The sequence below is a fragment of the Vibrio sp. V31_P5A7T61 genome (assembly GCF_009904895.1).
GTDB classification, from domain to species: Bacteria; Pseudomonadota; Gammaproteobacteria; order Enterobacterales; family Vibrionaceae; genus Vibrio; species Vibrio metschnikovii.
In genome coordinates, this window is record NZ_WXWI01000046.1 from 91,373 (window position 1) to 114,813 (window position 23,441).

Sequence of the window (23,441 nt, forward strand, 5' to 3'; positions counted from 1 at the left end):
TAGGTATTGTACGAAGAACAATAAGTGAAGTCTTTAATTTTATTGGGAATGAATATGAACTTAGCAGATTACCAACGTTTAACGAAGCAAGCCGTCGCTTTACTCGAATCTGAAACCGACTTAGTGGCTAACTTAGCGAACTTAAGTGCTTTATTAAATATGGAACTGAGCGACCTAAACTGGGTTGGGTTTTATCTCTTACAGAATGATGAATTAGTGCTAGGCCCTTTTCAAGGTAAACCCGCTTGTGTTCGTATTCCGGTAGGACGTGGAGTATGTGGGACGGCGGTTGCCACCAATACCGTACAACGTGTGGATGATGTGCATGCTTTTGTCGGTCATATCGCTTGTGATGCAGCAAGTAACTCGGAATTGGTGATCCCATTCACTATCTGTGGGCAATTGGTTGGTGTGTTAGATATTGATAGCCCAACAATTGCTCGCTTTTCAGAAATTGACCAGCAAGGACTGGTATTTTTAATGACAGAAGTAGAAAAGGTGCTTAATTCACACGCGAACAAGGCATAAATTCGCCTTTGCCAGTGGTTTTTCGTACTCAGGTCACTATAATACCGAACATATTTTATTATTTATGCCCCGCGGACCAGCCGCATCAACCAGGAATCCTCATGGAAAACACTGAAAAGTTAAAAAACAGCAAAGAAGTGATTGCGTATATTGCTGAATGTTTCCCTAACTGCTTTACTTTAGAAGGTGAGGCTAAGCCTCTTAAAATTGGTATTTTTCAAGATCTTGCTCAGCGTCTTAATGAAGATCCTAAAGTAAGCAAAACTCAACTTCGTGCAGCACTAAGACAGTACACTTCGTCATGGCGTTATCTGCATGGTGTTAAAGCTGGTGCGGTTCGTGTTGATCTTGATGGTAATGCTTGTGGTGAACTTGAACAGCAACATGTCGATCATGCTCAAGCTGCGTTAGCAGAAAGCAAAGCTCGCGTTGATGCGCGCCGTAAAGAGCAAGCGAAGAAAGTGCGTGAAGAGGCCAATAAAGCCAAGCCAAAAGCGAAAAAACCTCAACCACGTCGTGCACAAGCAACCGATGTGACAGCAAAAACAGAGAAAAAACCAGTTGAAACGCGCGTGTTACAAGCTGACGAAATGAAAGTTGGCAAAGAAGTCAATGTGAACATGGGCAAAGGCAACATGGCTGCGACCATCGTTGAAATTAATAAGGAAGATGTGCGTGTTCAACTCGGTAACGGCCTGCAAATGGTTGTGAAGACGGAGCACTTGCGCGCTTAAAGGAGATATTCCTAAGCATGAAATGCCGTTCAAAATTAACATCAATTGCTGCTGGCCTATGGCTGGCAGCTTTTTCTGTTCAGGCGATAGAAGCCAATCTCAAGATAGAGGATCTTCCTCTTCTTACTCCACAAGCTCAACATGAAACCGCCAGTAAACGAGTAACGTCACGTTTTACTCGTTCTCACTATAAACACTTCTCTTTAGATGATGCGTTTTCTCAAGCTATTTTTGATCGTTATGTTGGCATGTTGGATTACAATCGTAATCTCTTTACTCAGGCCGATATTGACGCTTTTAAACCCTGGTCAACCCAGTTAGACGATCAGTTAAAAGCAGGCAATAATCAGATAGCGTTTGAATTGTATAATCTTTCAATGCGTAAACGTTTTGAGCGTTTCCAATACGCGTTGTCGCTCCTTGACCATGAAATGACCTTTGATAACGACGAGTTTATTGAACGCGATCGCTCCAAAGCCGCATGGCCGAAAGATCAAGCGGAAGTCGATGAGCTATGGCGTCAGCGTGTTAAATTTGACGCATTAAACTTGAAATTAACGGGTAAAACATGGCCAGAAATTCAAGAAACACTGGCTAAACGTTATAATAATGCGATCAAACGTTTAACTCAGACCAATAGCGAAGATGTTTTTCAAGTCTATATGAATGCCTTTGCTCGGCAGATCGACCCTCACACCAGCTATTTATCTCCTCGCAATGCTGCTCAATTTCAATCGGAGATGAATTTATCTCTTGAAGGGATTGGCGCGGTATTACAGATGACGGACGATTATACGGTGATTCGCTCATTAGTCGTTGGTGGCCCTGCGGCGACCAGTCGACAGTTGAGTGAAGGGGATCGCATTATCGGTGTCGGTCAAGAGAAAGGCGATATTGTTGATGTGATTGGCTGGCGTCTCGATGATGTCGTGCAGTTAATTAAAGGGCCGAAAGGCACTAAAGTGCAACTGCAGGTATTACCGGAAGGTAATGACGCAAAAAGTCACATTGTCACTATTGTCCGAGATAAAATTCGTCTTGAAGACCGAGCGGTGAAATCTAAGGTCATTGAACAAGACGGCAAAAAAATCGGTGTCCTTGAAGTACCTAGCTTTTATGTAGGCTTAGCACAAGATACCGATAAGTTACTGACGGAGCTAAAAGCCAGCGGAGTCGACGGTATCATCATCGATTTACGTAATAATGGTGGTGGCGCATTAACGGAAGCCACGGCACTTTCTGGTTTATTTATTACCAGTGGTCCTATTGTTCAGGTACGCGATAGTTATGGCCGAGTGAATGTTAATAGCGATACTGACGGTAAAATCAGTTATCAAGGTCCAATGACGGTTTTGATTAATCGATTTAGTGCTTCTGCGTCAGAGATTTTTGCCGCGGCCATGCAGGACTATGGTCGAGCGATTATTCTTGGTGAAAACTCATTTGGTAAAGGTACGGTTCAGCAGCATCGCTCTTTAAATCATATCTATGATTTATTTGAACAAGAGCTTGGTTATGTGCAATACACGATTCAGAAGTTTTATCGAATTGATGGTGGCAGTACCCAAAATCGCGGTGTGATCCCTGATATCGTTTTCCCGAGTGCTATTGATGCGAGTGAAACAGGGGAAAGTGTTGAAGAGAATGCACTACCTTGGGACCGGATTGATCCGGTTAAATACCAAGTATTGCATGACTTTAGTGCGACGATTGCTAAGCTCGATCAGCGTCATCAAACTCGGATCCTAGCGGATCAAGAGTTTGGCTTTATCTTGCAGGATATTGAAAAATATCAAGCAGAAAAAGATGATAACTTATTGTCTTTAAATGAAAAGCAACGCAAGCAAGAGATGGAACAAGCGGATAAACAGCGATTGGATAGAATTAATCTTCGCCAAGCATCCCTTGGTAAAGAACCTTTTGCGGCCTTGAGTGATGTTCCCAAAGACTATGAAACTCCTGATGCTTATTTGAATGAATCGGTATCAATCATGGTGGACATGCTCAAGATTTGAGCTTTTCTATCTTGAAGAGTGAAAGCGAGCCAATGGGCTCGCTTTTTTATAACTGTTTGTTTTATCGTTGTTAATTTGAAATAAGTGTGCAGATAAGAAAAATTTATAATGTGATTTTCATCGAAATTTCGCATTATAAATTGAAACCGCCTAAGCTTAAAATAAAAGCATTAGGGGGCACGATGAAATGGATTGCACTATTTATTGCTTGCTTCAGCTTAACGGCAACGAGCCCACAGTTAGAAGCGCGTTATCACTCAAGACAAGATCTGACTCAGTTTGACGTGCCTTTCTTACTTGGCGATTGGTTTTTGTTTAACTCTGCACCAGAGGCATCGAAAGAAAACTTTCTCGTCGTTCGCTTAACCCTCAAGTCGGATTATTCATTTTTAATCGATATACAAAAGAAAGACTACAGTATTGATCACTGGCAAGGGCAGTATTCGCTCAATCAAGATAGCTTGATCCTTGGTATCGATAGCAGCACACCACAGCACTATTTTTATCAAGCGAATCATAATCAATTAATGCTTAATGGCGTTATTTTTACCAAGATGTTAACTAGCCCGTTAGCGGGAACTTGGTCAGGAGACTCATTGGCTGGCAGCGATCAATCGCTTCTCAATTTACAAAGCCTCGATTTGATTTTACAACCCGATTTCATCTTCTTTTTTCGTGCAACGGGTCAAAATGGTAATCAAACCGTACAACAAGGGGTGTTTTATACCGAAGATGAACAATTGGTCCTGTTGTATCCCCATGGTGAACATAATACGCGCTTTCAACTCAACCAAAATCGCTTAACGTTAGATATTGAGCAGGGCATGCTTTACGCCGAATTAAATCGAATTCGTTAGTCGTTTTTTTCTCCATCATATTGCAGATTGACGATTTTCTTTGTTCTTTAGCTTCTTTAGCTTCTTTAGCTTCTTTAGCTTCTTTAGCGCTGTCAGCGTGACGCTTTATCGTTTTAATACCTTTATTTTTGACCTTATCATTAAAATCCCATATCGCGTATCTGGGATACATCGGGCGAAAATCTCTCATTTTTTCGGTCTAGGGGTTGTTATTGGTGAAAACAAGATTAAGATCAGTTGATTAACATCAAGGTTTCTCAACCTTGCTCTTCATCTGTTTACGTCAAAAAGGATTCCGACCATGGCGACAAGCCCATTAGCCAAGTATCGTAAAGATTATCAGGCTCCCTCTCATTATATTGATCGTATTGATCTAATCTTTGATTTGCACGATCACGCGACTGTCGTTACGGCGGTTTCTCACGTTGAGCAACAGGCTGACAGCTCAACACTATTGCTGGATGGTGAAGGGCTAGTATTAACATCATTAAAAATTAATGGTGAAGAGTGGCAACACTTTACCAAGTCAGAGGCTCATTTAGAAATAACTCAACTACCTCAGCAGTTTGAGTTAACCATTGTGACGGAAATCGATCCTCAAAGTAATACTGCATTAGAGGGACTCTATAAGTCCGGTGGCGCTTTCTGTACTCAGTGTGAAGCGGAAGGGTTTCGTCGCATCACTTATTTCCTTGACCGTCCAGATGTCTTAGCCAAATACACCAGTACCGTGATTGCCGACAAAGCCTTATACCCATACTTGCTAAGTAATGGCAATAAAATTGCTCAAGGTGAGGCTGACAATGGTCGTCATTGGGTCAAGTGGCACGATCCCCATCCTAAACCAGCGTATTTATTTGCTTTGGTTGCGGGAGATTTTGACGTCTTGCGTGACCAGTTTATCACTCGTTCTGGTCGTCACGTTGATTTGGAAATTTTCGTTGATAAAGGCAATTTAGATCGCGCAGGCCATGCGATGACGTCACTAAAAAATTCGATGAAATGGGATGAGCAGCGGTTTGGTCTGGAATACGATCTGGATATTTATATGATCGTGGCTGTCGACTTTTTCAATATGGGAGCGATGGAAAACAAAGGATTAAATATTTTCAACTCAAAATTTGTGTTAGCTAATGAGAAGACGGCGACCGATACCGATTATCTTGGTATTGAAGCGGTGATTGGCCATGAATATTTCCATAACTGGACGGGTAACCGAGTTACTTGTCGTGACTGGTTTCAATTAAGCTTAAAAGAAGGCTTAACGGTATTCCGCGATCAAGAATTCTCTTCTGATCTTGGTTCGCGAGCGGTGAATCGCATTCATAATGTCCGGATTATTCGTGGCCCTCAATTTGCGGAAGATGCTAGCCCAATGTCTCATCCTATCCGTCCGGATAAAGTGATAGAAATGAATAACTTCTACACACTGACCGTCTATGAAAAGGGCAGTGAAGTGATTCGGATGATGCATACCTTATTAGGTGAAGCAGCGTTCCAGCAAGGGATGAAGCTTTATTTTGAACGCCATGATGGCACCGCAGCAACTTGTGAAGATTTTGTTTTAGCGATGGAAAAGGCAAGCGGAATTGATTTAACTCAATTCCGTTTATGGTATAGCCAATCGGGTACACCATTACTTAAAGTGACGAGTCATTATGATGACCAAGCACAAACTTACGCATTAACGGTTGAACAAAGTACAGAGCCAACGCATGATCAGCCAGAAAAGTTACCATTGCACATTCCGTTTGATATAGAACTGTATCGTGAAAATGGTGAAATCATTCCGTTACAGTGTAATGGAAAGGCCGTTTCTCATGTACTCAATGTAACTCAAGCCAAGCAGACGTTTGTCTTTGAGAAGGTGACCAGCCAACCGATTCCATCTTTATTACGTGAGTTTTCTGCTCCGGTAAAACTTGAGTATGACTACCGTGATCAAGAGTTAAGCTTTTTAATGAGGCATGCGACTAACGCTTTTGCACAATGGGATGCTGGGCAGATGTTGTTGGCAAAATACATTCGAGCGAATGTCGAAGCCGTTCAGCAACAACAAAAGGTCACCTTACCTGAAGCGGTTGTCGATGCATTTCGTGGCGTGTTGCTCAGTGATAAGCTAGAGCCAGCCTTTGTGGCAGAAATGCTGGCTTTGCCGAATCATAATGAAGTATCGGGTTGGTATAAGCAGGTGGATGTCGATGCGATTGCCAAAGTGTTACATGAACTGAAAGTGATGTTAGCCACTGAGCTAGAAGATGAACTCAGTGCCACTTATCATTCATTAACTCAGGCTGAATATTCGATTGAGCATGCGGCGATTGGTCAGCGTACTTTACGCAATACCTGTTTAGCTTTATTGGCTTTCACTGAGCAAGGCAACCGTTTGGTCCAATGTCAGTATCAGCAAGCCAATAATATGACCGACACGATTGCCGCAATGAGCGCGGCGAATAGTGCTCAATTGGCTTGTCGAGAAACGCTGATGGCTGATTATAGTCTGAAATGGCAACACGATGGGTTGGTGATGGATAAGTGGTTTGCTTTGCAAGGTTCGAATCCTGCTGAACATGCCTTGAGTGTCATCCAGGCAACGATGCAACATACCGCTTTTAGCTTGAAGAATCCTAACCGCATTCGTAGCTTAATTGGTTCATTCTTTACCATGAACCCGGTTAATTTCCATGCACTTAGTGGTGAAGGTTATCGCTTTGCGGGGCAGATATTGCGTGAGTTAAACAGCAGTAACCCTCAAGTAGCTTCTCGTTTAATTGATCCATTACTCAAGTTTCGACGTTATGACGAGCAGCGACAAGCATTAATGAAACAGCAGTTAGAAGCGTTACAGTCACTGGATGATCTTGCGCGTGACTTATTTGAAAAAGTCAGCAAAGCGCTTGAACAAGCCTAACTTGTTCGATATTTACTCATTGATCGGGTGCTGGAAGGGAATCCCGTTTCCAGCACCATTTAAAGCACAATTATGAACTACTATTTTTTCTCTCTTAACATCTCTTATCAAACTTTCCTTGCTCATTATTCTGGGCTAGCCAGCCACATTCTAGTCACTACCGAACATGGCTTACGTTTACAATTACCAGCTGCAAAATTTCGCCCATTTCTTAGCCAAATTGGAGTAAAAGGTCGATTTCGTCTAACAACTGACCAAAACAATAAGTTTATAAAGTTAGATATGCTGTCCTAAGGTAAATTTGTGGTGATTTGAATCGCTACGCCTGTCACATTATTAAACATTTCACTATCAATTGCGTCCAAATGCGTTAACGAATGGTTAGCAAAGCACTACAATAGGCCTCGCATTACCGTAAGTTACAACTATGCTTAGCGCATACCCTACCAGCCTATAATTCTAATATTTGGAGTCGCATATGACCGCGCGTGAAAGTTTGATGCCGGTTCTACTTGAAAAAGTATACCAGCTAATTCAAGACAAACTTGAGCTTGCTCACCAACCTCTTGTTACTCAACTCGGCCAACACCTATTTAGTAATGTTGCGCAAGACGATCTTAGTAAACGTAATGAATCTGACTTATACGGTGCCGTAGTCAGTCTTTGGCATCATATTAATGAAAAGAAAGCCGACCAACGTTCGGTACGTGTATTTAACCCAACCGTCAGTAAACATGGTTGGCAATCGACTCATACGATCGTTGAAATTGTCGTACCCGATACTCCTTTCCTTGTTGATTCAATCAAAATGACCTTAAGTCGTCTCGATTTAACATCGCACTTAATGCTAAACGGCCCAACGCACATCGAACGAGACAATAACGGTGCGGTGCTTAGCATTGGTCAAGGCGCTGGCGCGTTGCAATCACTCTTTCATATTGAAGTGGATAGACTCAGCAGCAAAGAAGATATGACGGCGCTAAAAGAGGAGCTATTGGAAATCCTCAGTGACACGGCTCTGGTGGTTCAAGACTGGAAGCCAATGGCGAGTAAGCTTGAGCAAGTGATTGAGGAGTTAGAGTCGCATAAAAACCATATTCCGGTTGATGCTGAACATTATCAAGAAACTCTCGTTTTCTTACGCTGGCTTGGCGCGCATAATTTCACTTTCATGGGTTATAAAGAATTTGATCTGGTTAATCATGATGATGACACCGAGCTTCGACCTACGCCAGATGCAGGATTAGGCTTATTTTCGGATCCGAAACGGGTTCGTGGTGTTAAATTATCACAGTTTTCCGACTCTGCTCGTTTAGAAGCGAAGAAGCCTTTCTTACTGATCCTGACTAAAGGCAACAAACAGTCGCGCATTCATCGCCCAGCGTATACCGATTACATTGGTATTAAGAAATTTGATGCCAATGGTAAAGTGATTGGTGAGCATCGTTTCACGGGTTTATACACCTCAGCCGTTTATAACCAAACGGTCGAAAGCATTCCACTGGTTCGCGAGAAGGTACAACGTATTCTTAAAGCAAGTGGCTATCGTGAGGGCTCTTATGCCTATAAAGCATTACACAATATTTTAGAGAACTATCCTCGCGATGAGCTTTTGCAAGCGAAAGAAGAAGAGCTTCTTGAAGTGGGGATGGGGGTTGTGCAGATGCAAGACCGTGACCTGATCCGTCTGTTTGTTCGCAAAGACCCCTTTGGCCGTTTCTTTAGTTGCATGGTTTATGTTACTAAAGAGCGTTACAACACCGAACTACGCCGTCAAACACAGCGCTTATTAAAGCAGTATTTTGGTTGTGAACAAGAAGTGGAATTCACCACCTATTTTTCTGAAAGCCCGCTAGCGAGAACGCATTATATTGTGCGGGTAGAAAATAACAGTGCCAATATTGATGTTAAGAAGATAGAGCAAAATTTAATGGAAGCATCAACCAGCTGGGATGATCGTTTATCCGAAGCAATTATTGCCAATTTTGGCGAAAGTTCAGGTTTATCATTAGCCAAAGAGTATCAACGCGCTTTTCCTCGCTCTTATAAAGAAGATGTCATGCCAGGCTCAGCGGTTGCGGATATTGAACGATTAGAAGCCCTGAATGAAGATAACAAACTCGGCATGCTGTTTTATCGTCCTCAAGAAGAGGCGAAAGATTCTAAGGCGGTGCGCTTAAAACTGTATCATCGTGATGAGCCGATTCATCTGTCCGATGTGATGCCGATGTTAGAAAACCTTGGCTTACGTGTCATCGGTGAATCGCCATACGAAGTGACGAAGACCAATGGCCAAGTCTATTGGATTCTAGATTTCTCTATGCTGCATAAGAGCGAGAAGCAAGTTGATTTGCGTGAAGCACGCGATCGTTTCCAACAAGCATTTTCAGCCATTTGGCATGGCGAATTAGAGAGTGATGGTTTTAACCGCTTAGTGCTTGGTGCTTCTTTAACTGGACGTGAGATTTCTATTTTACGCGCTTATGCACGTTACATGCGTCAAGTCGGTTTCCCATTCAGCCAACACTATATTGAAGATACCTTAAGTCATTATCCCGACCTAGCGAAAGGGTTGGTTGATCTGTTTGTACGTCGTTTTGATCCTAAATTTAAAGGTTCGCAAAAAGGCCAAGCGGAGCTGATTGCTCAGTTAACCGAGCAATTGGATCATGTCGAAAGTCTCGATGATGACCGTATTCTTCGCCGTTATATGGAAATGATCTGCGCAACGCTACGTACGAACTATTTCCAAATGGATGAAGAGAAACAACCGAAACCTTGGCTGGCTCTTAAGCTAAAACCACGGGAAATTCCAGATATCCCAGCTCCCGTACCGGCCTTTGAAATTTTTGTCTATGCACCGGATATGGAAGGGGTCCACCTGCGTGGTGGTAAAGTTGCCCGCGGTGGTTTACGTTGGTCTGATCGCCAAGAAGATTTCCGAACCGAGATTTTAGGTTTAGTAAAAGCTCAACAAGTAAAAAATACCGTGATTGTTCCCGTTGGAGCGAAAGGCGGTTTTGTTTGTAAGAAACAGCATTTACTGACGGGACGAGATGAAATCTTTGCCGAAGGACAACGTTGTTACAAGCGCTTTATCCAAGCATTATTAGATGTCACGGATAACATTATTGAAGGTGAAATTGTCCCGCCACGTAATGTGGTTCGTCATGATGAAGATGATCCTTATTTGGTTGTCGCTGCGGACAAAGGGACAGCGACCTTCTCTGATTTAGCAAACTCGGTATCGGCGGAGTACCAATTCTGGTTAGGGGACGCGTTTGCCTCTGGTGGCTCTAATGGTTATGACCATAAAGCCATGGGTATTACTGCTCGTGGTGGTTGGGAATCGGTTAAACGTCATTTCCGAGAACTCGGTATTAACTGTCAAACGACGGATTTTACCGCGGTCGGTATCGGTGATATGGCGGGCGATGTGTTTGGTAATGGTATGTTGTTATCGCAACATATTCGTTTACAAGCCGCTTTTAACCATCTGCATATCTTTATTGATCCAAGTCCAGATGCTCAAACAAGCTGGCAAGAGCGGCAACGTCTGTTCCAATTACCACGCTCTAGCTGGGAAGATTACAATCCAAGCTTGATCTCGCAAGGTGGTGGTGTTTTCTCTCGCAAAGCGAAATCAATCGCGCTTAGTCCAGAAATTCAAAAAATGCTTGGTACTAAGAAAGCGTCAGCTGCTCCGAATGAATTGATCAAGATGATCCTAAAGATGCAGGTTGATCTTTTGTGGAATGGTGGGATCGGCACTTACATCAAATCATCGAAAGAATCGCATGCCGATGTCGGTGATAGAGCGAATGACGCACTGCGTATTGACGGTCGTGAAGTCAAAGCCAAAATTATTGGTGAAGGCGGTAACTTAGGTATGACTCAGCAAGGGCGAGTAGAGTACGCGCTCACCGGTGGTCGAGTGAATACCGATTTCGTTGACAACGTAGGTGGGGTTGATTGCTCGGATAATGAAGTCAATATTAAGATCTTCTTGAATGGTTTAGTCGCCAATGGCGATCTAACCGTAAAACAGCGCAACCACATTCTAGAATCCATGGAAGAGGAAGTCGGTGAAATTGTTATTGAAGATGCTTACACTCAGTCAGAGTCTATTTCGGTAACTGAGCAATTGGGCGTTGAGGTGGTTAAAGAGCAAATTCGTTTCATTCATCACATGGAGAAAACGGGTTATCTTGACCGCGCCTTAGAGCATATTCCTGATGACGAAACGTTGTTAGAAAGAGAGAAACAAGGTTTTGCATTAACTCGACCAGAGCTTGCCGTGCTGGTGGCCTATGGAAAAATGGCCTTAAAAGAGGAGTTGGCTTGTGATGAGATAGCTAATGATCAGTTCCATGCGCAGCAATTGATTCAGTACTTTCCATCAAAGTTACGCGGTGACTATTCGCAACAGATGCACAACCATCCACTGCGTAAAGAAATCATTGCCACTGCATTAGCTAACCAAATGGTTAATGAAATGGGCTGCAATTTTGTGACGCGTTTGCAAGAAGAGACTGGAGCTAGCGTAACGGATATTGCTCATTCTTACGCGGCTGCCCGTGAAATTTTCGAGCTCGGTAGCGTATTGCAGCAAGTTCGTTCACTGGATAATCAAGCGACAGCGAGTGCTCAATATCAAGTGATGTTCCAAGTTCGTCGAACGTTGCGTCGTCTATCTCGTTGGTTGCTGCGTAATCGCACTGGAAAACAGTCTGTGCAAACGCTCATTGATCAGTACCAATCGGACGTACGCAGTATTACTCGTCAGTTAGATAGTTTGCTGGTGGCTGATGAAGTTGCTGAACATGATTTGCTGGCGAATAGCTGGATAGAACAAGGCATCAATTCGGACTTAGCGCATTATGTCGCTCGTCTATCCAGCCTTTACTCAGTACTGGATATCTCTACCGTCTCTCATGAGAAGGCGATTCCAGTTGAGCATGTCGCTAAATTATATTTTAATCTGGGCGATCGTTTATCGATTCATTGGTTCTTGAAACAGATAAATAATCAAGCGGTTGAAAATAACTGGCAGGCATTGGCAAGAGCGGCATTTAGAGAAGATCTCGACTGGCAGCAACGCCAATTAACCGCACAAGTGCTTAATGCGAACAATGGGTCAGAGACTACGGATGTGATTCATGCTCTGCAACGTTGGATGGACAATAACAGCGTTTCACTACAGCGTTGGGAAAACATTCTTAATGAATTTAAAGTGGGCTCGGTACATGAGTTTGCTAAGTTTTCCGTTGCGATGCGTGAATTGATGTTGCTCAACTTAAATTGTGTGGCGACCGAATAAGCATTGAATTGTGCGACAAATAGGTCAATAATAACGCCCCGTTTATACGGGGCTTTTTTTTCGGAGGCACAATGCTTTACCGCTTAGCCAGAGCTGGCTTTTTTCAATTGGATGCTGAAAGGGCGCATGATCTCGCCATTCAAAATTTCAAACGCTTTACCGGTACACCGCTTGATCTCTTCTATCGTCAACACCTTCCTCATCGTCCTGTCGAATGCATGGGACTCACGTTTAAAAATCCTGTTGGTTTAGCCGCTGGCCTTGATAAAAATGGCGAATGCATTGATGCGTTTGCCGCGATGGGCTTTGGATTTATTGAAGTGGGCACAGTGACACCTCGACCGCAATCAGGTAATGATAAACCTCGTTTATTTCGTTTAGTGCATGCTGAAGGGATCATTAATCGAATGGGGTTTAATAACCTGGGTGTTGATCACTTAGTGGAGAAGGTAAAGCAAGCGAATTATGATGGCATCATTGGGATCAATATTGGTAAGAATAAAGACACGCCAATTGAAAAGGGTGCTGAAGATTATTTAATTTGTATGGAGAAGGTGTATCCCTATGCTGGTTATATTGCGGTGAATATTTCTTCACCCAATACCCCTGGGTTACGAACGTTACAATATGGTGAAGCTTTAGATGAGTTACTCTGCGTCTTAAAACAGAAGCAGACCGCGCTCGCTGAGCAACACAACAAATACGTACCTCTAACTTTAAAAATTGCACCAGACCTAACGGATGATGAGCTGCAGCAAATTTGCCAATCTTTACTCAAGCACAATATCGACGGGGTGATTGCTACCAATACCACTTTAGATCGTACTTTAGTGGAAGGAATGAAATTTGCTAATGAGGCAGGGGGACTGAGTGGTCGTCCACTGCAATCACGCAGCACTGAAGTCGTAAAACTATTATATCAACAGCTCGGTGAACAAATTCCAATCATTGGTGTTGGAGGAGTGGATAGCTATGTGGCAGCGAAAGAAAAATTACTCGCCGGTGCTAAGTTAGTTCAAGTGTATAGTGGTTTTATTTATCATGGCCCTAAATTGGTCAGCGATATTGTGAAGAATTTATAACGTATTGAATTAAATTCTGATTTTTAAAAAGTGACAAGGTGACATGAAGAGGAAGTGAGTAACTCATTTCCTCTTTTTTTTTATTCCATGCTTCCTAGAATGGCACTAATAGGTAAGAAATTTTTATCTGATTGGTTTGATCATCAGCAAATAGAGAGCCGGAATAATGCTAAAGCCCAGTGATAAATGGAGTTGGTACTATTCAGATAGTGAAGGCTATTTGATGCTGGACCTTGGACAAGAGATGGTCTTTCGCACTAATCTGAGTCGCAATCTGTTGGTTGATTCCGCTTTCTCGAATCCTTCATTTACGGTCGATGATGCTTCCGATTACCAAACGTACAAAGAACGGATCAGCGGCCTTCAACTCACCGAGCCACGTCAGGTTGAATTGGCACTGTATTGCGTGGCTGCGAAGCGTTTCCATAAGCCTGTGCAGCCAAAGAGCTGGTTTTTTGATTATCAATCAGTCACGGATACTAAACCTGAAGAGGGTGACATTGTGGGTTTAGTAAATGGCTTCAATCAAGGTTTTTTTATCGTACTTGAGGTTGGAGAGAGTGCGAGTTTGTGTGCATTAATTGAGCTAGAACCGTTTATATTAAGTACGACGAAACAGTTAGAGTTCGGTCAAGTGATTAAAGTGATGCATGACCGAATGTCCATAGCCAACCACATCCTTCAGCCAGAGCGAGTTGCTTTGGTTAGTTAGTTTCCCTCATCATTTCGTTCCTTTGTTTTATTTCCTATCGGCGTTCTGCCGATTTTTTTTGTCTCTATGTTGCCAAAACTCCCAGCGAACATTGTTAATCAACTGAAAGAGCGCGATATTCTGCGCAAAATTTAGAGATTAATTTCCAGAAACGTGACACAGCAAAGCCTTGAAAACGGAGGTTAGGAGTGTCAAAAATTCCCGTTTTACCGTTAAATGGTGTTTTATTACAACTGTTATTTTGCTTTGGTATAGTCCAGTTTTGTTGTGAATAAATACTCACTTCTTTGTTGGCGCAGGGAATTGCACCTTGATTAAGGTGGGTAAGGAGGCTAATAAGCAGTGTTAACAGACAGCGGCAATAGTTTTGTAGTAAGTTTATAACGGCTTTGGAGCCAATCAATCGTCCTATCCAAAGGGTTAATTAGCTATTCGATTTAGGCTTCTAAGCTGCAATCGTGTTGGCTGTGTTCGTATCTCATTGTTTAACGATGCTCATTGGATGACAGGCTTGTCGCCGAGCTGCAGCGCCACGTTGTTTGGGTACCGATAAAGTGCTAGGGGAGTTATAACGATGATTTTTTGTAAAAATGGTCGGTTTAACTTTAGGAATGGCCTTTAATGTCAGTTATAATCTGAGGCCATTTTTACCAGTTAAAGAACCCTATGAATCAATATCTAGCAGTAACCTCAAATGGCCTTGAAAATCTATTAGCCGAAGAACTCACACAATTAGGCATCACCAATGTAAAACCCGTTCAGGCCGGGGTGAAATTTACCGCTTCCAATGAACAGATTTACCGTTGCTGTTTATGGAGTCGATTAGCTTCTCGATTTGTTCGTGTTGTTGCTGAGTTTGCTTGCCAAAATGATATGGACTTATATCTTTCGGCTAGCGCAATTAACTGGGTCAATCATTTCCATAGTTCGAAGCAATTTGTGGTCGATTTTAATGGTACTAACCGCGAAATTCGTAATAGCCAATATGGTGCGATGAAGGTTAAAGATGCCGTTGTTGACTGCTTTACTAAGAAAAACTTACCACGCCCTTCGATCAATAAAGAGCAACCGGATGTAAGAATTCACGTTCGTTTACATAAAGATAAAGCGCTGCTTGGTATTGATATGGTCGGAGCGGGTTTACATATTCGTGGTTATCGCCCGGAATCGGGCCGAGCTCCATTGCGAGAAACATTGGCTGCAGCGATTGTATTACGTAGTGGCTGGGAAAGTACCAAGCCTTTACTCGATCCAATGTGCGGTTCTGGTACCTTATTGATTGAAGCTGCGATGATGGCGGCGAATATTGCCCCAGGTTTAAAAAGAGCCAAATGGTGTTTTGAAGCATTAGAAGATTTTCAACCAGAGCTGTGGGCAGAAGTGAAAGCTGAAGCAACAGTGCAAGCGAGAAAGGGCGTCAAGAAAACTGACGCAAGGTTTTTTGGCTTTGATAATGACAGCCGTGTTTTACAAATGGCTAAAGACAACGCACGTCGAGCCGGTGTAGAGAGCTTAATTCAATTTGACGTTGGTGATGCTGCGAAGTTGACTCGTCCTGCAGAGTTTACTCAGGGGGTGATTATTTGTAATCCACCTTACGGCGAACGTTTAGGTACTCATCCCGGTCTTATTGCTTTATATACCGCTTTCGGCGCTCAATTAAAAACCGAGTTTGGCGGCTGCCAAGCGTCCATTTTTTCTGGATCGGATGAGCTATTAAGCTGTTTACGCATGCGAGCAGAAAAACAGTTCAAATTGAATAACGGTGCGTTACCTTGTCACCAAAAGAACTATCTGATTGCGGAGCGCGAACAGGCTCAATTAGAGGGGATGCAGCAAGCTCCGACGCAGCAGATTGCGCCTGATTTTTCCAATCGTTTGAAAAAAAATCTCGCGAAAATTGCTAAATGGGCTAAGCGTGAAGGCTTAGATTGTTATCGTATTTACGATGCCGATCTACCTGAATATAACGTTGCGATTGACGTTTATGTTGATCAATTGGTCATCCAAGAGTACGCGCCACCGAAAACCATTCCTGAAGAAACGGCTAAACGTCGTCTGACGGATATTATTCGAGCTGCGATTCAGGTAACGGGCGTTGATGCCAATAAGGTCGTATTAAAAGTCCGTGAACGTCAAAAAGGCAGTGCTCAATATCAAAAGATGGCTCAACAATCTCAAACCTTTGCGGTTAACGAGTATGGTGTCAAATTGTTGGTCAATCTGCATGATTACCTCGATACTGGCTTATTCCTCGATCATAAACTGACTCGCCGTCGTTTAGGTCAAATGGCGAAAGGATGTGATTTCTTAAATCTCTTTGCTTATACCGGCTCGGCAACCGTGCACGCTGCGTGTGGTGGGGCGAAGTCGACAACCACCGTTGATATGTCCAATACCTACCTAGAATGGGCAAAAGAGAACATGAAACTCAACGGTCAAGTGGGAAGACAGCACCAATTTGAACAAGCCGACTGTCTGAAGTGGCTAGACAATGCCAACGGCCAGTATGATCTTATCTTTATTGATCCGCCGACTTTTTCTAATTCGAAACGAATGGAGCAGTCGTTTGATGTGCAAAGAGACCACATTTTGTTGATGAAGAATCTTAAGCGTATTTTGCGCCCAGGCGGCACGGTGGTTTTCTCAAATAATAAGCGTCATTTCAAAATGGACATGGACTCGCTGCAAGAACTTGGCCTATTGGCGCAAAATATTTCGGCTCAAACACTGCCAATGGATTTTGAGCGTAACAAGCAAATCCATAACTGTTGGTTAATCACTCATCAACCGCAACAACCAGGTTTAGTGTGACTTTAAGTGACAATGTAACTAAAGTTCAGCTTACTTACCAAGGTGGAGACATCACTTCACCTTGTTGTTTTAATCAATTAACTCAATGGTTTGAAAAAACATGGCATTAATTACCATTCATAATGGGTTGCTGGCGTTCGGTGATCATCCTTTACTTGATCAGGCTGATTTTGCACTGCAGGAAAACGAACGTGTGTGTCTTGTAGGGCGTAATGGGGCGGGTAAATCAACATTAATGAAAGTGTTGGCAAAAGAAATCTTACTCGATGACGGTAAGATGCAGATCATGCAAGATGTGGTAGTCTCACGTTTAGAGCAAGATCCTCCTCGTGATCAACAAGGCACAGTGTATGATTATGTTGCCGGTGGTTTAGCTGAAGCAGGAGAACAGCTTAGGATCTACCAAGATCTTTTGGATCTTGTCACGCATTCACCCACCGACGCCAATATTAAAAAATTATCGGCGGTTCAAGAGCAGTTGGATCACACCGGTGCGTGGCGCTTTGAAGATAGAATCAATAATGTGCTGACCGCCCTGAAATTGGATGGGCAAACTAAGCTTACCGATTTATCCGGTGGATGGCAGCGTAAAGCCGCTTTAGCTCGCGCCTTAGTGTGCGAGCCGGATGTGTTATTGCTTGATGAACCCACTAACCATTTGGATGTGACGACCATCGAATGGTTAGAAGGCTTTTTGAAAGATTTTCGTGGTTCGATTATTTTTATTTCTCATGACCGAACCTTTATCAAATCGATGGCAACGCGCATTGTCGATTTAGATCGCGGCAAGTTGAATTCTTTCCCCGGTAACTATGATCAATATTTAGTTGAAAAAGAAGATCAATTACGCGTTGAAGAAATGCAAAATGCTGAATTTGATAAAAAATTGGCTCAAGAAGAAGTATGGATCCGCCAAGGTATTAAAGCACGTCGTACTCGTAATGAAGGACGAGTGCGAGCCTTGAAAAAACTTCGTGAAGAACGTAGTCAGCGACGTGAAGTGCAGGGCAAGGTTAACCTTAAGATTGATGATGGTTCTCGCTCAGGCAAAATTGTCTTCGAAGCGGAAAATCTGTGTTATTCGATTGATGGCAAATCGATTGTTAACGATTTCAGCTTTAATATCATGCGTGGCGATAGAATCGCCCTCATTGGTCCAAATGGCTGTGGTAAAAGTACCTTATTAAAGCTGTTGCTCGGTGAGCTGACCGCTGACAGTGGCCGTTTGCATTGTGGTACCAAACTTGAAGTCGCTTACTTTGATCAATATCGAGAGCTGCTCGATCCTGAGAAATCGGTGATTGATAACCTTGCTGATGGTAAACAAGAGGTGATGGTTGCAGGGCGACCACGTCATGCGTTAAGTTACCTGCAAGATTTTCTCTTCGCGCCTAAACGGGCTCGAACGCCGGTGAAAGCCTTATCTGGTGGTGAGAAAAACCGCTTACTACTGGCGCGGATTTTCCTAAAACCCAATAACTTATTGGTGCTCGATGAACCAACCAACGATTTAGATATCGAAACATTGGAACTTTTAGAAGATTTGCTTGCCAATTACCAGGGTACATTATTATTGGTGAGCCACGATCGTGAGTTTGTCGACAATACCGTGACCACCAGTTGGATTTTTGAGGGTAATGGCGTTATTGAAGAGTTCGTTGGCGGATATCATGATGCGCAGCAGCAGCGACAACAGGTCTTACAGGCTCGCCTTGCGGATGTTGAGCCGGTAAAATCAGTCAAAGCTGTTGATAAACCAGCTAAAGCCAGCGAAGTAAAACCGAAACTTAAAAAGTTATCTTATAAGTTGCAGCGTGAGTTAGAAGAACTGCCTGCCAAACTTGAACAGTTTGAAACTGAGATTGAGACGCTACAGCTGCAAATCAATGACGCTGATTTTTTCAGCCAGCCTGTAGAGCACACACAACCGATATTAGATAAGCTAGCGGCCACTGAGCAGGCGCTCGAAGTAGCTTTTGAGCGTTGGGAAGAGCTTGAAGCGATGCAACAGGAAAGTTAATGAAACCAATAAGTAGTAACATGTTTAAGCTGACAGCGATCAGCGCAATGATTCTGTCAACCACATCAGCCTCAGCGGCACTGTATCAAGTGATTGAGGTTAAACCTCAAACTACTTTTGCTTTTGAAAGTGTTTATGGAGTCGCGATTCAACCGGGTAATGTTGTCGGTGGTAATTCATTAGGTTGCTTTGCCGATGGGACAACAGATTGTGAATCGTCGTTTAAACTTGCCGGTGAAACTCGCCTTGTCGCCACCCATGCTGGACAAGCTATCGACGGTCTCAGTTACCGTGAAGAAGCACCATTTGGGATAGATAACGGATTTATCTATGTACAAGATGACGAAAGAGATTTTGAGCGTTATTGCCGTACGGATCTACGCTATGCCATTTGTGAAACTTGGGCAGACATTCGTTGGAATGTTTGGAAGAAAGAAATTAATGGCGTTCAAACGCCCAACTCTATCGCTTTTATTGAAGGTCAAGCGACACCTATTGATGAAACTAAGAATGTCGTCGTCAATAGTTTAACGGCTAACGCAGAGCCAATTGGCATTACTCTGACTCCTGGCGATGTTACTGGTTCACGACGTAACTCGGTGAAAGCATTAGTTGCCAATACTAGTATCAATATCGATGCTGGCTTGCAAACTCGCGCTTGGAAAACCGATGGAACTTATACGGTCGGAAGTATCGCTCACGAAAAAACAAATAACCAAGGTAACTTTTATACCTCCAAAGGCGCGATTTGGGACAGCTTAGGTACAATGACGGAAATCCCTTGGCAAACGACAAATACAGAACGAGATAATCGTTTAGCTCAAGGTAGTCTGCGAGATGTTACGGTCAAAGACGGTAATATTTACGCGGTAGGTTATAACACCTTCTATGATGACCGTAATTTTATGCAAGCCAGCGTTTCTTCGGTAAAAGTGGGAGAAAGCAATTGGATTACTAAGCCGGTTACTGGAGCAACCGTACGAGAAAACGGTACTGGCGGTGATTTTATTCACTCTCATTCGCTGTTAACGGCAGTCAATGAGCATGGTATTGCGATTGGTGAGGCTAAATTATCTCGCGCTGAAAGTGGAGCTTACGCAAATCGCTTATTTGTTGTTCCAGATATTAAAGATCCTAAAGCCAATTTCTTAAATGGCAGTCTCTTTTTTGCTGGAGCAGGAGGCAAAGCGGGGGCCATTAATAACTTTAATGAAATCGTCGGTCAGATTGATACCGAAGAAACCCGTGAAGTGGGCGGAAAACCGCGTCGTAAGCGAGGGTTTATCTATCCTTATGGCACTGAGCTTCAAGGTAGTGTTCCTGAGCGTCAAGCCATTTTCAACAATCGGGCGTGGTTATTGGATGATTTAACCAATGGTAGTGAGTTTTCTGATAATAACCAATATCGAATTATTGCGGCTAACGATATTAATGATGCCGGTGTAATCGCGGCCACTGCACTAAAATGTACGGGTGGTTATGACTCGACTGCGCATAATGCCCAATGTGGCGCAGGGAAAGGACAAGAGAAAACGGTCGCGGTTAAATTGGTGCCAATTGCAGGCAAGACCCATAAGGACATCTCTCCTCGAGGTATGGATGATCTAGTGGTAGAGCGTAATGGCGCTGGACTGGGATTGTGGTCTTTGATTCTTGGCGGCTTACTTTGGTTCCGTAGAAAATAGTTAAAATTTGTCAAACGAGGCATAGGTTCACAATTTTGGACTTATGCCTTTTTTATTGCTTGAGAAAGGGGCGCTTTTGGTCGATTCTTAATGATGTGGTCATAAAAACACCACATCATTTTAATAGTTGTACGTTAGAAACAAGTTACTGTATGAGGACTGCACTATGAAGAGACAAAAGCGTGATCGCCTGGAAAGAGCGCAATCTCAAGGATACAAAGCAGGATTGAACGGACGTTCTCCTGAGGAGTGCCCTTATCAACAAACAGATGCTCGCTCATATTGGCTAGGTGGTTGGCGTGACGCCAGAGATGATAAACACTCAGGTCTCTACAAATAATTTGCCACATACAACATGGTTCTAAGCCCCGAAAGGGGCTTTTTATTATCCTGCATAAACGCCATACAATAGACCATCATTTTAAACCATCTACCTAATGCACTATAACTTAATTTATTTGTTAAGAATAAAACAGCCATAAGAGCTGCTTCATTCTTAAACTACCTAGATAAAAGTTGCTTTAAAAAGCTGACGTATCTTGGAAAAGACCTACTTTTAAGTCTTTGGCAACGTAAATTTCTTTGCCATCAACCAAGACTTTACCATCAGCGAGGCCCATGACTAACTTACGGTTAACCACGCGCTTCATGTGGATCTCATAGGTTACTTTCTTTGCCGTTGGTAAGATTTGTCCGGTAAATTTTACTTCACCAACGCCCAACGCTCTTCCTCTGCCTTTTCCGCCAACCCAGCCGAGAAAGAAACCAACCAATTGCCACATAGCATCTAGACCTAAACAGCCGGGCATAACCGGGTCACCCGGGAAATGACAATCAAAAAACCAAAGATCAGGAGAGATATCCAATTCAGCGAGAATAAGTCCTTTTCCAAAATCGCCTTCTGTTTCTGACATTTTACTCACACGATCCATCATCAACATATTAGGGGCGGGCAGTTGAGGATAACCTTCACCAAATAGTTCACCACGGCTTGAGGCTAGAAGATCTTCACGATTATATGAGTCACGTTTATTGTGCATAGTACTACTCCAATTTCAGATAGGAAGCATGTTAGTGAACGCATGTACGCTAAACAACTCCGATCAGTGTTAGATAAACCAATTTTTTATTCTTTCGACTATTCCGGGTGTTTGAATATGTTTTTCAAAAAATTCAATACGTTCGGCAATTTTGCTGATCACGCTTTCTTGATCATCGCCTCTAAATGGCTTGTTCATCAAAATAGGGATAGCTTCATCCACCGTAGAGACAGGCCAGATATTAAACTCACCGTTCTTAATACTTTCTACGACTTGAGAGTGCAGGGCGAGATGTTTTAAGTTACTTTTAGGAAGAATAACCCCTTGCTGCCTCGTAAAACCATGATGCTGACAAACTCGGTAAAAGCCTTCAATTTTTTCATTCAAACCGCCCACGGCTTGAACTCGGCCAAATTGGTCAACAGCGCCAGTGACAGCAATTTGTTGATCAATCGGATATTCTGATAACGCACTGACTAAAGAACACAATTCGGCCAGCGAAGCACTATCGCCATCCACCTCACTGTATGATTGCTCAAAGACCACGGAAGCAGAGAAGGGTAATGGCACATCAAGATGAAGAGCACTGCTGACAAAGGCTTGCATAATCATCATTCCTTTAGCGTGTAAATTACCGCCCAGTTCAACTTTACGTTCAACATCAGCAATATCACCATCGCCAAAATGAATCACACATGAAATTCGCGCTGGCTCGCCGTAAGATGTCGGATGGCCAGCAACATCAATAACCGTAAGTCCGTTGACTTGTCCAACATGTTCACCTTGTGTTTCAATAATCACTTGCCCATCAAGAATGTCATCTAATGCTCGTTCTGGAAGATAAGAGGCACGATAGTAACGTTGATGGATAGCCTGTTCCACGTGCTGCTGTTCAATCGTTTGCCCTTGAGACTCAATAGCAGACTCTTCGAGTAGTGAGCGATGCCACATGACACAGAGTGGCGCATAATGCTGATCCTCTGTATAACGAGCCCCCGCAGTCATCACTGTTTTAATCGCCTCTGCGGTAAGTAAAGGTAAATCATAGCGTTGAATTAACCAACGTAGATAACCTAAATAGGTCAGCATGCGATCATTTTCAATTTTAATGTCGAGTTCCATTTCACTAAACAGACATAATCCAGCATGAATGTCTGAATCGAGAAAATCGATATCACCGAGTTGATGACGATCACCGACAACAATCAATTTAATGTTATAAGATTGATTGATAGGAGTCTGCAGCAGCGATTTTTTACTCACGTTAATAGGGGATACGGGTTCACCGAGTACCGCCGCTTTTAACATTGGCCAGCAGAGTGGGTTAGCAAGCAATAGATTCGCTGAAATGATCAAATAACCATTATCCGCTTGTGCTAATAACCCATGAGTTTGATCAATAACTTGACCATTTTTAGCGGTGACTTGCCCAAATAACATGGTCATGTCGAGTGTTTCAGTTCTGACTACTGGTACACGATGAGTATTTTCAAGATGCTCTTGAATCAAACAACGATAAATGGAGTTATCTGGCGCATTGATCAGCAGAACTCGGCTAAAACCCTGTATATGTATGAAACGTTCAATCGCTTGTAACAGTCTTGGTTGAGTGTCGAAAAACGGCACCGCCGTTAATTGCGCAAACTGAGCCAGCGGTTCATTAAAATCGTCATACTGGGGCGTAACTAAACGCCAGATATCTTGTGTCATTGAGTCATCGAAG

15 protein-coding genes are annotated in these 23,441 nt (G+C 43.0%); 13 read left to right on the forward strand and 2 right to left on the reverse strand.

Annotated features, from left to right (window positions below; translation table 11 throughout):
• Window positions 1–54 precede the first annotated feature (54 nt).
• From CAG58_RS10375 to rmf, 13 genes are all read left to right on the forward strand, one after another.
• Window positions 55–528 (forward strand): GAF domain-containing protein, encoded by a 474-nt coding sequence (locus CAG58_RS10375; protein WP_154170647.1) that lies wholly within the window; start codon window positions 55–57, stop codon window positions 526–528.
• A gap of 101 nt (window positions 529–629) precedes the next feature.
• Window positions 630–1,262: an RNA chaperone ProQ gene (proQ, locus tag CAG58_RS10380; protein WP_154168225.1), complete on the forward strand. Its 633-nt coding sequence runs from the start codon at window positions 630–632 to the stop codon at window positions 1,260–1,262.
• Between the two features lie 17 nt (window positions 1,263–1,279).
• Window positions 1,280–3,277, forward strand: a complete 1,998-nt coding sequence (gene prc, locus CAG58_RS10385; RefSeq protein WP_154168223.1) for a carboxy terminal-processing peptidase — start codon at window positions 1,280–1,282, stop codon at window positions 3,275–3,277.
• 182 nt (window positions 3,278–3,459) lie between these two features.
• Window positions 3,460–4,134 carry a hypothetical protein gene (locus CAG58_RS10390; RefSeq protein ID WP_158143893.1) on the forward strand — a complete coding sequence of 225 codons (675 nt, stop codon included), beginning with the start codon at window positions 3,460–3,462 and terminating at the stop codon, window positions 4,132–4,134.
• Window positions 4,135–4,435: 301 nt separating this feature from the next.
• Complete coding sequence (gene pepN / locus CAG58_RS10395; RefSeq protein WP_161429701.1) at window positions 4,436–7,045, forward strand: aminopeptidase N; 2,610 nt, start codon at window positions 4,436–4,438, stop codon at window positions 7,043–7,045.
• Between the two features lie 72 nt (window positions 7,046–7,117).
• Window positions 7,118–7,339: a DUF2835 domain-containing protein gene (locus tag CAG58_RS10400; RefSeq protein ID WP_040904316.1), complete on the forward strand. Its 222-nt coding sequence runs from the start codon at window positions 7,118–7,120 to the stop codon at window positions 7,337–7,339.
• Between the two features lie 184 nt (window positions 7,340–7,523).
• Window positions 7,524–12,365, forward strand: coding sequence for an NAD-glutamate dehydrogenase (locus tag CAG58_RS10405; protein WP_161429700.1), 4,842 nt, complete (start codon window positions 7,524–7,526; stop codon window positions 12,363–12,365).
• Between the two features lie 71 nt (window positions 12,366–12,436).
• Window positions 12,437–13,447 (forward strand): quinone-dependent dihydroorotate dehydrogenase, encoded by a 1,011-nt coding sequence (gene pyrD, locus CAG58_RS10410; protein ID WP_004395290.1) that lies wholly within the window; start codon window positions 12,437–12,439, stop codon window positions 13,445–13,447.
• 166 nt (window positions 13,448–13,613) lie between these two features.
• The gene (locus CAG58_RS10415; protein ID WP_040904315.1) at window positions 13,614–14,159 is read left to right on the forward strand and encodes a cell division protein ZapC; all 546 of its coding nucleotides are present in this window, start codon (window positions 13,614–13,616) and stop codon (window positions 14,157–14,159) included.
• Window positions 14,160–14,825: 666 nt separating this feature from the next.
• Entirely contained in the window at window positions 14,826–16,973 is a 2,148-nt protein-coding gene (rlmKL, locus tag CAG58_RS10420; RefSeq protein WP_040904314.1) for a bifunctional 23S rRNA (guanine(2069)-N(7))-methyltransferase RlmK/23S rRNA (guanine(2445)-N(2))-methyltransferase RlmL, read from the forward strand.
• Between the two features lie 100 nt (window positions 16,974–17,073).
• Window positions 17,074–18,993: an ABC transporter ATP-binding protein gene (locus CAG58_RS10425; protein ID WP_158138440.1), complete on the forward strand. Its 1,920-nt coding sequence runs from the start codon at window positions 17,074–17,076 to the stop codon at window positions 18,991–18,993.
• Window positions 18,993–20,678 (forward strand): DUF3466 family protein, encoded by a 1,686-nt coding sequence (locus CAG58_RS10430; protein WP_161429699.1) that lies wholly within the window; start codon window positions 18,993–18,995, stop codon window positions 20,676–20,678. The genes CAG58_RS10425 and CAG58_RS10430 overlap by 1 nt, the downstream gene beginning before the upstream one ends.
• 166 nt (window positions 20,679–20,844) lie before the next feature.
• Window positions 20,845–21,018, forward strand: a complete 174-nt coding sequence (rmf, locus tag CAG58_RS10435; protein ID WP_040904313.1) for a ribosome modulation factor — start codon at window positions 20,845–20,847, stop codon at window positions 21,016–21,018.
• Between the two features lie 181 nt (window positions 21,019–21,199).
• On the opposite strand, the gene fabA is transcribed toward rmf, so the two are convergent.
• Both fabA and CAG58_RS10445 read right to left on the reverse strand, forming a co-directional pair.
• On the reverse strand, window positions 21,200–21,718 hold the full coding sequence (gene fabA, locus CAG58_RS10440; protein WP_004395285.1) for a bifunctional 3-hydroxydecanoyl-ACP dehydratase/trans-2-decenoyl-ACP isomerase: 519 nt from the start codon (window positions 21,716–21,718) through the stop codon (window positions 21,200–21,202).
• A gap of 69 nt (window positions 21,719–21,787) precedes the next feature.
• Window positions 21,788–23,428, reverse strand: coding sequence for a S16 family serine protease (locus tag CAG58_RS10445; RefSeq protein ID WP_161429698.1), 1,641 nt, complete (start codon window positions 23,426–23,428; stop codon window positions 21,788–21,790).
• Window positions 23,429–23,441: the final 13 nt, after the last annotated feature.

Bases quoted from the DNA above. Each gene is read 5' to 3' on its own strand.
- CAG58_RS10375 (WP_154170647.1), top strand. From the start codon at position 55: ATGAACTTAGCAGATTACCAACGTTTAACGAAGCAAGCCGTCGCTTTA.
- proQ (WP_154168225.1), top strand. From the start codon at position 630: ATGGAAAACACTGAAAAGTTAAAAAACAGCAAAGAAGTGATTGCGTAT.
- prc (WP_154168223.1), top strand. From the start codon at position 1,280: ATGAAATGCCGTTCAAAATTAACATCAATTGCTGCTGGCCTATGGCTG.
- CAG58_RS10390 (WP_158143893.1), top strand. From the start codon at position 3,460: ATGAAATGGATTGCACTATTTATTGCTTGCTTCAGCTTAACGGCAACG.
- pepN (WP_161429701.1), top strand. From the start codon at position 4,436: ATGGCGACAAGCCCATTAGCCAAGTATCGTAAAGATTATCAGGCTCCC.
- CAG58_RS10400 (WP_040904316.1), top strand. From the start codon at position 7,118: ATGAACTACTATTTTTTCTCTCTTAACATCTCTTATCAAACTTTCCTT.
- CAG58_RS10405 (WP_161429700.1), top strand. From the start codon at position 7,524: ATGACCGCGCGTGAAAGTTTGATGCCGGTTCTACTTGAAAAAGTATAC.
- pyrD (WP_004395290.1), top strand. From the start codon at position 12,437: ATGCTTTACCGCTTAGCCAGAGCTGGCTTTTTTCAATTGGATGCTGAA.
- CAG58_RS10415 (WP_040904315.1), top strand. From the start codon at position 13,614: ATGCTAAAGCCCAGTGATAAATGGAGTTGGTACTATTCAGATAGTGAA.
- rlmKL (WP_040904314.1), top strand. From the start codon at position 14,826: ATGAATCAATATCTAGCAGTAACCTCAAATGGCCTTGAAAATCTATTA.
- CAG58_RS10425 (WP_158138440.1), top strand. From the start codon at position 17,074: ATGGCATTAATTACCATTCATAATGGGTTGCTGGCGTTCGGTGATCAT.
- CAG58_RS10430 (WP_161429699.1), top strand. From the start codon at position 18,993: ATGAAACCAATAAGTAGTAACATGTTTAAGCTGACAGCGATCAGCGCA.
- rmf (WP_040904313.1), top strand. From the start codon at position 20,845: ATGAAGAGACAAAAGCGTGATCGCCTGGAAAGAGCGCAATCTCAAGGA.
- fabA (WP_004395285.1), bottom strand. From the start codon at position 21,718: ATGCACAATAAACGTGACTCATATAATCGTGAAGATCTTCTAGCCTCA.
- CAG58_RS10445 (WP_161429698.1), bottom strand. From the start codon at position 23,428: ATGACACAAGATATCTGGCGTTTAGTTACGCCCCAGTATGACGATTTT.